Genomic DNA, 12297 nt, shown 5'->3' with positions numbered 1-12297 from the left:
TTTATGCTTGTACTAATTAAAAGAAATTTCTTAAATATAGTTTCTTTAAAGTTAAATTTACTTTAGTATTACTTGGAATTTCTTTTTTATTAACTAAAAATTTTATTAAAATTTATGCTTAAATAATACTATTTCATCGTCCTAAATGGACCCTCCTTTTTGTAACTGATAAGTCTTTGCTTCCCCCTTTTCTGGCTTTTCGTATACACAAAGAGGAGTTGTTTATTCTTTTAAAAATCGAATCTATTTATTTTTTTTCAATTTACATTCTATAAAATTTTTTCTTTTTTGAAATCATAATTGATAATAGTTTTAAATATTATTAAAGTAAATTTTGTATAAGATTGCGAGCCATTATCAAAATCTACTACTAAAAGGCTTTAAAATAAAGTGAAATTTCTAAATCAAAAATTTTTTTATAAATTGCACACTTATTTATCTCTTTTATTTTTCATTCCACTTGCAGTAGTTTGTTTTAGCGGGTGCGATCCTCGTTTATAAAGACGAGCTAAACAGCCTTCTTATCCCAAATATCGTAAATGTAAATTTAAACAAAGAAAATTTAAGCAAAAGGATCAGCTTTGATGAGCTAAGAGATATTATCGCAAGTAAGTTTGGCGGCTACGAGATGGTTGGTGTAAATATTGATGCAAACCCTAAAAAGTGTGACAAAATTTGGTTAATTGAGCACAATGACAGCCAAAAAGAGTGGAAATTTATCTATTTTGACGCTTTTAGCGGTAAGATAAAGAGCGGGCCACTCGCACATGATGAGGGATTTTTTGGAGTTTTAACCGAGCTTCATGAGTCGCTATTTCTAGAAAAGAGCGGTCATGTTATCCTTACTTTAACCGCTATTTTTACGTTTTTTATCTGCATAAGTGGTTTTGTGATTTATAGAAAATTTTGGCTGACACTATTTAGGCTTCGTGTAAATAGACTAAATGTTTTTATGAGTGACATTCATAAGATGATAGGAATTTTTTCTACACCTATTTTACTGCTCATTTGCATAAGTGGTGTTTGGTGGGAATTTCAAATGGTACGCATGCCAGAGTTTAAAAATGACTTCGTGATAGACGCAAAAATTTATAACAAAAGCCTATCTCTTGACGAGCTGGTAGCCCGCTCAAAAAAATGATCTTACTGGTTTTGAGCCGCACTTCATCTCACTGCCTTTTATGCAAGGAGCAAACATACGCCTTTTTGGCTATGTAAAAGATCAAAATTTCTTACATAACGAATATTCAAGCATATTAACTTACGATAAAAATAGCGGCGAATTAGTAAGCATTTTGGACATAAAAAATGCAAATCTAAGCGAAGAAATTCTCTCAGCATTTAGAAAATCGCACTTTGGCAACTACAACCAAATCACAAAATTTATCTGGTTTTTGGTTGGCATTTCACCGCTTATTTTGAGTATTTCAGGGCTTTATTTGTGGATTAAAAGAAATTTTAAAAGGAGAAAAAATGAAAAAATTTTTAATTAGTTTGGTTGCATTAAATTTGATGCAACCTCAAATTTACGCTAGTGAAAATGACAAGGTTTTAGAAGCGGTCGATGTTGTGGAGAGTGAGCGAAGAGACGATGCAAACTACTTTGCAAAAGAGCTTGTAAAGAGCACAACTAGGCTAAATTTAACCTCTCGTCAAACGCCCCAGTCGCTAACTGTGCTAACAGAGGCCAGGCTAAAAGATCAAGGCATCAAAGACTATCAGGTGCTTCTTAGAAATGTCCCAGGTGTCACGCTAAACAAATGGGACGAGCGCGTATATCCGACGGCTCGTGGCTTTGCGATAGATTATTACTTGCTTGATTCGATGCCTAGCTTTGGTAGCTTTAGTCTTGGTGCAAATGATATGAGCTTGCTACCTTATGAAAGAGTTGAGGTGGTAAAGGGAGCAAATGGCTTACTTGCAGGCGCTGGCAACCCAGCTGCAAGCTTAAATTTCATAAGAAAAAGAGCAGATGCAAAGGAGCTTAAAGGAAATTTTGGCATAAGTGCTGGCTCATACGATAGATACGGCGTAAATGGCGATGTGCAAACGCCGGTAAATGAGAGCGGAAGCGTCAGAGCGAGGCTTTCTTTTATGCATGAGAAGTCGCACTCTTATATGGATTATTACAACCGTAAGAATAGCGCGATTTACGGCGTAGTTGATAGCGATATAGGCGATAACTCGTGGCTTAGCCTTGGTACGTTTTATCAAGAGCTAAGACGCCGTGGCGGTAGGTGGGGCGGCATGCCGGCATTTTACACAGATGGCTCTAGGACAAATTTTAGTAAAAATGAAATTTTCTCTCAGCCTTGGACTAGGTGGGATATGAAAACACTTGATTTTTATGCTGATTTTAAGCACTACTTTGAAAATGAAGCGAGCTTAAATTTAAGCTACTCATTTAGGCGCGCAAACACCGACTCAAATCTACTCTACTACGGCGGAGCGGTAAATTTAGACGGTACTGGCAATATGAGTGATCTTTACATTTATGCAAACAAAAGAGAGGAGAACATCCACAACGTCGATGCGTATGCAAATATCCCTTATGAGCTAGCAAATTTATCTCATGAGTTTGTCTTTGGCGCTATGTATAACAACTATAAAAAAAGTAGCGATAATGTAAGTAGCTACTTGCTGCAAAAGACCACGCCAGCTGGGCTTGCTTATACAGCTAGAAGTAGGATTGATTTTAAAAACTTACACCTCGATGATCCAAAATTTCCTTACGCCGATCAAAACAATAAAGACAAAACGATACAAAAGGCATTTTACGCGGCAAATAAACTATCAATCACTGATGAGCTTAAATTTTTGCTAGGCGCCAGGGTTAGCTACTATAAATACGAGATCGAGGGTGGCAAAGGCAATAGAAATTTCACAAATGAGATCACGCCATATCTTGGCGTCACTTACGACATCGGAGCAAACCACACTCTATACGCCAGCTATACGAGTATATTTAAACCTCAAAGCGTAAAGGATGCAAACGACAAATATCTTGATCCGATCCAAGGCAAAGACTACGAAGTGGGCATCAAAGGTGAGTATTTTGATGGGGCACTTCAAGCAAGTCTTGGCGTCTTTAAGATCGTGCAAGACAAGCTTGGTATAGATACTGGCAAGATAAATCCAGCGACAAATGCCAAAATATATGAATCTGGCAAGGGTGTGACAAGCAAGGGTGTCGAGCTAGATCTAAATGGCGAGATCACTAAAAACTTAAGCCTAAGCTTTGGCGCAACGCACTTTAACGCAAAAGATGCTAATGGCGAGAAATACGCCACTGACTCATCAAGAAGCACGGCAAATTTATTTGCAAAGTATGAATTTAGAGACTTTAGAGTAGGGGCTGGAGCTATGTATAAGAGCAAAATTTATAATGGCAAAGGCACAGATGAAATCACACAAAAAGGCTACACTTTGGCTAATTTAATGCTTGGTTATAAATTTGCTAAAAACTTTGACGTGCAGCTAAATATCGATAATCTCTTTAACAAAAAATACTACGAGGGTATCGGCAAAAATATGATGGTTTATGGCGATCCACGCACATTTAATCTCAGCTTTAACTATAAGTTTTAGCTAAATTTACTCTAACGCGCCAGCTAAATTTCTAGTTGGCGCCATTCATTTTTTGCATAGTAGGTGTATAATTTCAAAAAACTAAGGAATTTGCATTGCTTAAAGCGGAAGTGATATATAAATTTTGTATCGTCTGTGTTCTTGCCTGTGGGATCTGCCTGCTTGCATTTACTGGGCTAAATTTCGCCATGGGCGATTATAGTGAGTGGATGATGATCGCGCACAAATTCGCAGGAGCTTTGATCGTTTGTGCCGTGATCTTGCACCTTTTTAACCGCAGAAGAAAGCTAGTAAAGCTCGTAAATGAGATGATCGACGTCACCACGCACCGCAGAAATCCAACTATATGCAACATGGACCGCATCATCGCCTCGCTTGAGCCTTACAGCATCAGTGAAATTTCACGCATGCTTGGCTTTGACGAGGGCGAGTTTTGCAAGAGCTTGCGCGAAAATGATGTTAAATTTAATAACGCCAGCCAGACTTTGCGCCAGATCGCACGGCTAAACGATGAGAAGATATTTTTTGTGCTTGTGCTCATCGTCGAGGCTAAATTTGGTAAGAGATTTTGCGGCGCAGTAAGTTGCAATGTTGGAAGAAAATTTTAGTGCTCGCTATGCGGCTGCCACCTCTGCTCCTCAAGGGCGATGTGGTATAAAAACGTCCTAATGACATCTTCATCGATCTTTAGGTCTTTGTTTAGCTCGCAAAGCGCCTTTCTTTGCTCCTCTAAAATTTTAAAATACCTCTGTCTTGTCTCGTCGCTGATCTCAAAATTTTCACTCTCAAGCTCGAAATTCCAAACCTCTTCAAGCTTTTGAAATAAAAAATGCTCATCACCCACAAATTTCTCTTTTTAAATTTAAGCGAAGCCTCGGCAAGCGCCTTTTTTGATCTTGATCCTTGCAAGCTCATTTGGCATATGGTCGTTAAAGTCTGGAAATTTGACACTTTTTATGAGTAGCGGCAGAGTTAGTCCCTGAACTACGAGCGTTAGCAAGATAACTACAAAGGTGATAAACAAGATGAGGTCTCTATGCGGAAACGGCTCGCTACCAGCCATGGCAGGGATAGAAAGTGCTGCAGCCAGCGAGACTACGCCCCTCATGCCAGCCCAGCCGACGATAAATGGTGCGGCTTTGCCAGGGTTGCGATCGTCCGCCACGCTGATATAGCGCTTCATAAACATCGTGATATAAACGGCGCCATAAGATGCCATGAGGCGGATAACGATGAGCACGGCAGTGACCAAAACGCCGTAAGAGACCGCCTCAAAGAGTGAGACGCCGCTACGCTTTAGCCCTGCTAAAATTTCAGGCAGATCAAGACCGATCATGGTAAAAGCAAGGCCGTTTAGCAAGAAAATGAAGTTGTTCCAAATGGGCACCGCGTGGATCCTTGTTGAAGCGGTGAAAATTTCATTTCTTTTAGTTGAGAGATAAAGTCCGCCACAAACCACTGCCAAAACGCCGCTAGCACCTAGCTCCTCAGCCAAGATATACATGATATAAGGCGTCGTGATCGTCATTATCGTGTCGCTGTTTTCATCAGTCGGTAAAATTTTATGTAAAAAATATGCCGCAAGCGCCACCACAAGACCCGCTAAAACGCCACCAACCACCATCCATAAAAAGGTCGTTGCGGCCTTGTACCAGACAAACTGCCCAGTCGTGACTGCAACTGCGGCGAAGCGAAAGATGATGAGCGAGGAGGCGTCATTTAAAAGGCTCTCACCCTACAAAATAGCGCTGATCCTGCGCGGGGCTTTGACAAATTTAAGGATAGCTGCCGTGCTCACCGCGTCTGGTGGCGAGACGATAGCTCCTAGCATGAAGCCTAGGGCGAGCGAGAAGCCAGGGATCACTAAATTTGCTATCAAAGCAACTGCTGCTGCGCTTACGAAAACCACGATAAAGGCGAAACTGCCGATCGTACGGCGCCATTTATAGAGCTCTTTTAGCGAGTTTGCCCACGCAGCCTCATAAAGAAGTGGCGGCAAAAATATGATGAAAATAAGCTCGGGATCGATCTTGATACTTGGTAAATTTGGCACGAAGTTAATGGCAAGCCCGCCAAGGACTAATAGCATTGGATAGGCGATCTTTAGGCGGTTTGAGACCATCACTAAAGCGATGATGATAGCTAGCAGTGCAAAAAAATAACAGTAAATGTTCGATCATTTTTGTCCTTTAAATTTCTTTTTGTATTAGGGCAATAGAGTAAATTTTGTCAAATTTATGGCGGGTAGAGAGAGATTCGAACTCTCGGTGAGTTGCCCCACACACGCGTTCCAGGCGTGCTCCTTAAACCGCTCGGACATCTACCCATAAAGAAGCGAAATTATATCTTTATTTGCTTAATGCTTGGCTTTTAAAGCTTTAGCCCCAAGATAATGACATCTTTGTACTCATTATCCATTAGGCAAACGCCTGGCAGTTCACCCCATTTTTCAAAGCCAAATTTTAAAAATAGCCCAAGACTTGCTTTATTTTCACTAAATATTAAAGCGATAATATTTTTTAGATTTAGCCTCTTTGCCTCATCTAGACTGTGACTTAAAAGCTGCTTGCCAATGCCCATGCCAAGAGCCTTTTTGGCTACATAGATGCTTATTTCTACACTTATTTTATAAGCTATTTTGGGATTAAAATCACTAAGTGAATACCAGCCTAAAATTTCACCATTTTCTTTATAGACAAAGATTGGGCGAGACTTATTGTGGGCTTTAAACCAAGGTTCTCGTTCCTTCGTGCTAACTGGCTGCATATCAGCAGTCGCAGTTTTTTCTAAAATGTATTCATTATAAATTTGTGTAATCGCTTCAAGATCACTCAAATTTGCTTGTTCTATCAAGCCTAGCCTCTTTTGGCAGCTTGATAGACTGGCTCAAGTTTTGCTGCGATCTCTTTTAGATCTTTTATCCTGCTCTCGTTTGATGGGTGTGTGCTTAAAATTTCAGGCACCTTTCCACCACTCATCTTGCTCATTTTTACCCAGACTTCGACTGCTTCCTTTGGATCGTATCCGGCTCTTGCCATTAGCTCAGTACCGATGTGGTCGGCTTCAGTTTCGTGAGATCGTGAAAATGGTAGAGATATTGTATACTCGCTAGCTAAATTTAGAGCATTAGCTCCAAGATCGCCAAGACCAGTAGCTGTCGCAACTGCAAAAATTCCAATATTTTTGAGCTGATCGGTACTGGCTTGCTCTCTGCTATGTTCTCTAAGCGCGTGAGCGATCTCGTGTCCCATAACCGCTGCCAGCTGCGCATCTGTTAAATTTAGCCTTTTTATGATGCCGCTATAAACTACAATCCTGCCACCTGGCATACACCAAGCATTTAGTGCGTCTTCATTAATAACATTTACTTGCCACTTCCATTTTAGGGCATCATCCCTAAAAACTACAGTTTGAGCGATGAGCCTTTTGGCAATATCTTGAACCCTTTTTGTAAGGATTGGATCGACGTTTAGCTCGCCTTTGCTTCTAGCAGCTGTTAGTGTCTTGACATAAGCTTGAGCTGAACTTTGCTCCATAGCTTCAGAGGATATTAGCATGAGTTGTTTACGATCAGCACCAACGACACCTGATTTTGTCACGCTCGAGCAGCCGACTAAAAGCAAGCTAGCCGTCAATAATGTAAGTAAAATCTTTTTCATTTTTATCCTTTGTGGATTAAAATTTGTCGTATTATAGCCTGAGTCGGATATGCATTGTTAAATGAGGGGAAATTTAATTTTTGGAGCTGAAACGGCTTGTAAAATTTAAAATTTGTCAGAAATTTTCTAAAATAAAACGCATGCAGTGCGTCAGCACGATTGCATGCCACTCCTAACGTGCGAGGGGTTTAGGGGATTTAAAAAGGGGGATAAGGGGACGGCTTCGTAATTCAAGTCCCCTTGTCTCCCTTTTAAATAAAAAGAAATTTACGAATTTAATAAAGCTATTTTGCAAATTTTAAAATCTCATTCACTCGCAAGAATTGACTACTAAGATTTGGCTTCGCTTATAGCTTAGCTCAAATTTTAGAGCCAAAATTACTCGCTCATGAAATTTTAAAATTTACTAGAGTTTATTTGGTACGTAAATTTACGCCTATGCCTTATAGTTTATATTTCTCTCAAATTCTCTCAAACGTTTATTTACAGATCTTAACTCTGTTATTGTCGTCCAGTTATCGATAAAGACGCTAAAACTCTCTCTAACTTGAGAAAAAGCGTTGCTAGCTTGTATAAGCACACCAAGCGTTATAACGCCGCTAAATAGGCCATTTCCCATGATGACATAAGGCACGATGACAAGAATTTGTGAAAATGAAATGAGCCAAAGGTTAAAGTAGCCATAGTGCAAAAATAGTTTGTAATAATTTAACTTTACGCCCGTAAAAAGCTCTAGCATGACATTTGGCTGGCAAAATTTAGACTTATCATCTTCGCCGTAAACTAGCTCTTTTCTAAACGCCGCTTCTGCTTTTTGGTTGTTATACTCGATATGCGGGAGTTTAATGCCCACAAACCACGAAATAATTAAGCCACCGATGCTAATTATTAAAGCAATATAAACAAGCGAGCCCTCGATATCTTTGATGTAAGGCAAACTCACGCTCTTGCTTAGCTCCCAAAGCACTGGTATAAAGGCAATTAGCGTCATGATCGCCCTTAAAACCTGCACGCCAAGGCTTTCCATTATTTTGGCAAAGCGGTAGACATCTTCTTGGATACGCTGCGAACTGCCTTCGATGTCACTTTTGCAGTTTTGCCAAAATTTTAGATATCTAAACGTCATCGCCTCTCTCCAGCGAAAGACCCAGTGGCTAGCAAAAAACGAGATCACGGTGTAAGTCACGACGTAAGGCATAGCGATTTTTATAAAGTTAAAAATTTCTCGCCAAAACTCACTTACATCATGATCTTTTGAGTTTTGCACGATGTCGTAGAAATTTTTATACCACTCGTTTATACGGACATTTAGGTGTGTTTGATAAACAAGAAGTAAGATGATAAATATCGCTCCGCCATAAGCCCAGAGTGCCCATTTTTTATCTTTAAAAAATGATGAAAACATAAAGTACCTTTTGTAAATTTTGGCGAATTATAGCAAGCAATATTAAGCATTTATATAAAATTTAAATGCGAGCTATATCATTTTGCAAATTTTACGTAAAGGAAAATGATGAAGAAATTAGCATTTTTGGCTCTTGGCTTTTTTGCAACACTTGCGTTCGCGGCTGATATGAGGGTCTATAAAAGTCCAACTTGTGGATGTTGTACTAGCTGGGGTGAGGCGATGCAGAAGGCTGGATTTAGCGAAGAGGTCATAAAAGTAGATGATATAGCTAAAGTTAAGAAAGAATTTAACGTGCCGCTAGAGCTTTCAAGCTGCCATACAGCAATTATCGATGGATATATCATAGAAGGTCATGTTCCAGCCGATGAGGTAAAACGACTACTAGAGCTTAAGCCAAAAGATGTAGTTGGTATCGCAGTACCTGGCATGCCGATGGAGAGCCAAGGTATGGAGCAAGGCAGCAAAGCTGAGCAATACGATGTTATTTTATTTAAAAAAGATGGCTCACAAGAAATTTTTGCCACTTACATCGGCACAAAAAAACTAAGATAACTTCAAAAATTTTTAAATTTAGCTCATTTTTCGGCGAGCTAAATTTAAAAAGAAATTCCCTTACTTACAGCTATGATACAAAGTAAAAATGTTAGCGGAACGTAGATAAATTTGCCTACAAAATACCAGAAATTACCATAAGATTTATTTGCTCCAGAATTTATCTCGTCTAAAATTTCTTCTTTTTTAATAATCCAAAACCAAGAAATAGCACCGATTACCGCGCCGATTGGAATAATATAGATCGACACAAAGTCCATCCAAGGCCCCCAACTGCTAATAGGCTCCATAAATGCTCCTATGCCAAAGCAAACTGCACAAAGTAGCGTGAGTGTCCAAAATCTATTAAGAAACGGAAATTTATGCATAAGCGACTCAGCCACGACCTCAAACATGTTTTGAAGTGAGGTGATACCGCCAAAGATGACCGCGGTAAATAGTATGATCGCAAAAATTTGACCGCCGATCATATTTTGTAAAATTTTAGGAAGCGTTACGAAAAGTAGCTTTGGACCCTCAGCTGGATCCATAGCGTAGGCAAAGACTGCTGGGATCATGACAAGCGCTGCTACAAGTGCTGCGATAGTATCAAAAAAAGCCGTAGTTTTAGCACTTTCAACGATATCTTCATCTTTTGAAAGATACGCCCCATAAACGATCATGCCAGAACCAGTGATAGAGAGTGAGAAAAAGGCTTGACCCATCGCAGAAACCCATACCATTGGGTCTGCAAGCTTACTAAAGTCAGGAATAAAAAGGAATTTATACCCATCAAACGCATTTGGCAGCATCGCGACATTTATAGCCAGAATGCTAAACAATACGAAAAATAGTGGCATCATTATTTTATTAGTTTTTTCGATACTTTTTGCCCCAAAAAATAGTGTAAGAAGCGTACCAACAACGATAATAAAATGATAAGGCAAGACTGAGTAATCTTGAAGTGCAAATGAGTTAAACCAAACGTTCGTATCAACGCTCATAAATGAGCCAGTAAGCGCCTGAGTAAGGGCTTTTAGTACGTAGGCGATGATGACTGCGTAGCCAATGGCTATACAAAGTGAGCCAGCAAGCGGAAGCCAGCCAATAATACTGCCAAATACGCCTAAATTTCTACTTTGCCAAGCATATTTATATGATCCAAGCGTGCCAGTTTTTGCACGTCTGCCAATCGCATACTCCGCACTTAGTCCAACGTATGAAAAAAGAGCTATGAAAAAAACATAGATGAGTAAAAATGCCGCACCGCCATTTGTGCCAAGTTTATAAGGAAAGCCCCAGACATTTGCCATGCCAACTGCTGATCCAACACAGGCCAATATAAATGCCCAACGCGATGAAAAATTCTTTTTGCTCATTGTAAAATCCATAAATTTAGTGATGAAAATAATGTTACCAAAATATGATTTAAGAACTTTTTATAAAACTTAAATTTAAGAAACGTTGTTACTTTTGGGCGTGGCTAATTTGACCGCTAAATATAAATTCGCTATAATCAGCCAAAATTTTTAACTCTTAAGGATCATAATTGTACCCCAGTAGCGATAACTCGCTTTTAATGGTAATACTTGCCATTGTATTCATTTTACTAAATGCCTTTTTTGTTTTATCAGAATTTTCTCTTGTTAAAGTTCGTAAGTCTAGACTTGAAGAACTTATAAAGGAGAAAAAGCCAAATGCTCAGCTTGCTTTTGAGATGTCAAACAAGCTTGATACCTATCTTAGTGCCACTCAGCTTGGCATCACACTAAGCTCACTTGCTCTTGGTTGGATCGGTGAGCCAGCGGTTGCAAGACTTATAGAAGCTCCGCTTAAAAATTTCTTCAACTTTAGCGATATCTTAGTTCATACGGTTGGTTTTGCGATCGCATTTACGCTTATTACGCTACTTCACGTTGTAATGGGTGAGCTTGTGCCAAAGTCAGTTGCTATCGCAAAGGCTGAGACTTCAGTGTTAAAAATCGCTCGTCCACTTCACTTTTTCTGGGTACTATTTTCGCCTGTAATTAAGCTTTTTGATATTTTAGCAACCATTGGACTTAAAATTTTAGGCATCCAGCCAGCTAAAGAAAATGAACTAGCTCACTCTGAAGAAGAGATAAAAATCATCGTTGGTGAGAGCTTAAAGGGTGGCGTGCTTGATAGTTTTGAGACTGAGATCATTAAAAATGCAGTTGATTTTAGTGACACAGTCGCAAAAGAGATCATGACGCCAAGACGCGATATGATCTGCATAAATAAACAAAAGAGTTTTGAGGAGAATTTACAAGTTGTATTTGAGTCAAAATACACTCGCTTTCCTTATATAGACGGCTCAAAAGATATCATTTTGGGCATGATACACATTAGAGATATTTTGCAACTTCACTTTAGCAAAGATAAAGAGAAGAGTTTTGACTCAATTGTTCGTAAATTTGTCATCGTGCCTGAGAGCCTTTCTATTTCAAAAGTGCTTGTAATGATGAATAAAGAGCAAATTTCAGCTGCGCTCGTAGTTGATGAGTATGGCGGCACAGCCGGACTTCTTACGATGGAAGATATAATGGAAGAGGTGCTTGGTGATTTTAATGACGAGCACGATGAAGTTGATCAGCACTATAAAAAGATAAATGACAATATTTACGAATTTCAAGGCAGATATGATCTAGAGAGCGTTGAAGAGGTTCTTGGTATAAGCTTTGATGAAGAGACAGATCAAGTTACAATCGGTGGATATGTCTTCAACCTAATCGGTCGCTTGCCAGTTGTAGGTGATAAGATCGAGGATGAAAACTGCTACTACGAAGTAAGAAAGATGGATGGAGCTAGCATATCACGAGTCAAAGTTAGAAAAAAGATAAAAAATGAAGAGGAGAGCATTCAATCTTAAATTTATATATTTATGGCTTAAATAAGCCATGTTATGTAAATTTCTATCAATATTGTGATGCTCTAGACCCAATTTCACCATCGCTTATTTCACTAAATTTTTGTTTTAGACAAGTCTTCTAGTTGTAGTCAAACAAAATAAACTCATATAAATTTTTTAGCAGATATATAGCAGTAAAATTTAATCTTAAATTTTAAATATAGTTAATATAATTAAAAATT

11 protein-coding genes, 1 tRNA gene and 1 pseudogene are annotated in these 12297 nt (G+C 39.0%); 6 read left to right on the top strand and 7 right to left on the bottom strand.

What is annotated here, in order from left to right:
• Positions 1 to 487: 487 nt before the first annotated feature.
• From MTT30_RS07425 to MTT30_RS07410, 4 genes are all read left to right on the top strand, one after another.
• On the top strand, positions 488 to 1141 hold the full coding sequence (locus MTT30_RS07425) for a PepSY-associated TM helix domain-containing protein (RefSeq protein ID WP_429801824.1): 654 nt from the start codon (positions 488 to 490) through the stop codon (positions 1139 to 1141).
• 40 nt (positions 1142 to 1181) lie between these two features.
• Entirely contained in the window at positions 1182 to 1493 is a 312-nt protein-coding gene (locus tag MTT30_RS07420; RefSeq protein ID WP_429801517.1) for a PepSY domain-containing protein, read from the top strand.
• Positions 1474 to 3588: a TonB-dependent siderophore receptor gene (locus MTT30_RS07415; RefSeq protein ID WP_429801516.1), complete on the top strand. Its 2115-nt coding sequence runs from the start codon at positions 1474 to 1476 to the stop codon at positions 3586 to 3588. The genes MTT30_RS07420 and MTT30_RS07415 overlap by 20 nt, the downstream gene beginning before the upstream one ends.
• Positions 3589 to 3683: 95 nt before the next feature.
• Positions 3684 to 4196, top strand: coding sequence for a chemotaxis protein (locus MTT30_RS07410; RefSeq protein WP_429801515.1), 513 nt, complete (start codon positions 3684 to 3686; stop codon positions 4194 to 4196).
• Here MTT30_RS07410 and MTT30_RS07405 read toward each other — a convergent pair.
• The 6 genes and pseudogenes from MTT30_RS07405 to MTT30_RS07380 form a co-directional block, all read right to left on the bottom strand.
• Positions 4193 to 4432 carry a hypothetical protein gene (locus MTT30_RS07405; RefSeq protein WP_429801514.1) on the bottom strand — a complete coding sequence of 80 codons (240 nt, stop codon included), beginning with the start codon at positions 4430 to 4432 and terminating at the stop codon, positions 4193 to 4195. The two genes, MTT30_RS07410 and MTT30_RS07405, sit on opposite strands and share 4 nt — an antisense overlap.
• Positions 4433 to 4450: 18 nt before the next feature.
• Positions 4451 to 5677: pseudogene (locus tag MTT30_RS07400) on the bottom strand (Na+/H+ antiporter).
• Positions 5678 to 5826: 149 nt separating this feature from the next.
• A tRNA-Ser gene (locus MTT30_RS07395) sits at positions 5827 to 5914 on the bottom strand.
• Between the two features lie 44 nt (positions 5915 to 5958).
• Positions 5959 to 6441: an N-acetyltransferase family protein gene (locus tag MTT30_RS07390; protein ID WP_429801513.1), complete on the bottom strand. Its 483-nt coding sequence runs from the start codon at positions 6439 to 6441 to the stop codon at positions 5959 to 5961.
• A 2-nt stretch (positions 6442 to 6443) separates the two neighbouring features.
• Positions 6444 to 7247, bottom strand: a complete 804-nt coding sequence (locus tag MTT30_RS07385; protein ID WP_429801512.1) for a M48 family metallopeptidase — start codon at positions 7245 to 7247, stop codon at positions 6444 to 6446.
• A gap of 436 nt (positions 7248 to 7683) precedes the next feature.
• Entirely contained in the window at positions 7684 to 8652 is a 969-nt protein-coding gene (locus MTT30_RS07380) for a putative transporter (protein ID WP_103582375.1), read from the bottom strand.
• A 108-nt stretch (positions 8653 to 8760) separates the two neighbouring features.
• Between MTT30_RS07380 and MTT30_RS07375 the strand changes: the two genes are divergently transcribed.
• Entirely contained in the window at positions 8761 to 9207 is a 447-nt protein-coding gene (locus MTT30_RS07375) for a DUF411 domain-containing protein (protein WP_429801511.1), read from the top strand.
• Between the two features lie 44 nt (positions 9208 to 9251).
• On the opposite strand, the gene MTT30_RS07370 is transcribed toward MTT30_RS07375, so the two are convergent.
• Positions 9252 to 10565 carry a sodium-dependent transporter gene (locus MTT30_RS07370; RefSeq protein WP_429801510.1) on the bottom strand — a complete coding sequence of 438 codons (1314 nt, stop codon included), beginning with the start codon at positions 10563 to 10565 and terminating at the stop codon, positions 9252 to 9254.
• A 200-nt stretch (positions 10566 to 10765) separates the two neighbouring features.
• Between MTT30_RS07370 and MTT30_RS07365 the strand changes: the two genes are divergently transcribed.
• The gene (locus tag MTT30_RS07365; RefSeq protein WP_223154647.1) at positions 10766 to 12076 is read left to right on the top strand and encodes a hemolysin family protein; all 1311 of its coding nucleotides are present in this window, start codon (positions 10766 to 10768) and stop codon (positions 12074 to 12076) included.
• The last annotated feature ends 221 nt before the right edge of the window (positions 12077 to 12297 follow it).

The sequence above is a fragment of the Campylobacter concisus genome, from assembly GCF_050447445.1.
Classification (GTDB): Bacteria; Campylobacterota; Campylobacteria; order Campylobacterales; family Campylobacteraceae; genus Campylobacter_A; species Campylobacter_A concisus_BI.
Note: the sequence above shows the minus strand (reverse complement) of the source record. Positions and strands in the feature narration are given on the sequence as shown.

Coding starts and splice junctions, on each gene's coding strand:
- MTT30_RS07415 (WP_429801516.1), top strand. CDS start 1,474: ATGAAAAAATTTTTAATTAGTTTGGTTGCATTAAATTTGATGCAACCT.
- MTT30_RS07375 (WP_429801511.1), top strand. CDS start 8,761: ATGAAGAAATTAGCATTTTTGGCTCTTGGCTTTTTTGCAACACTTGCG.
- MTT30_RS07420 (WP_429801517.1), top strand. CDS start 1,182: ATGCAAGGAGCAAACATACGCCTTTTTGGCTATGTAAAAGATCAAAAT.
- MTT30_RS07370 (WP_429801510.1), bottom strand. CDS start 10,565: ATGAGCAAAAAGAATTTTTCATCGCGTTGGGCATTTATATTGGCCTGT.
- MTT30_RS07385 (WP_429801512.1), bottom strand. CDS start 7,247: ATGAAAAAGATTTTACTTACATTATTGACGGCTAGCTTGCTTTTAGTC.
- MTT30_RS07365 (WP_223154647.1), top strand. CDS start 10,766: ATGGTAATACTTGCCATTGTATTCATTTTACTAAATGCCTTTTTTGTT.
- MTT30_RS07380 (WP_103582375.1), bottom strand. CDS start 8,652: ATGTTTTCATCATTTTTTAAAGATAAAAAATGGGCACTCTGGGCTTAT.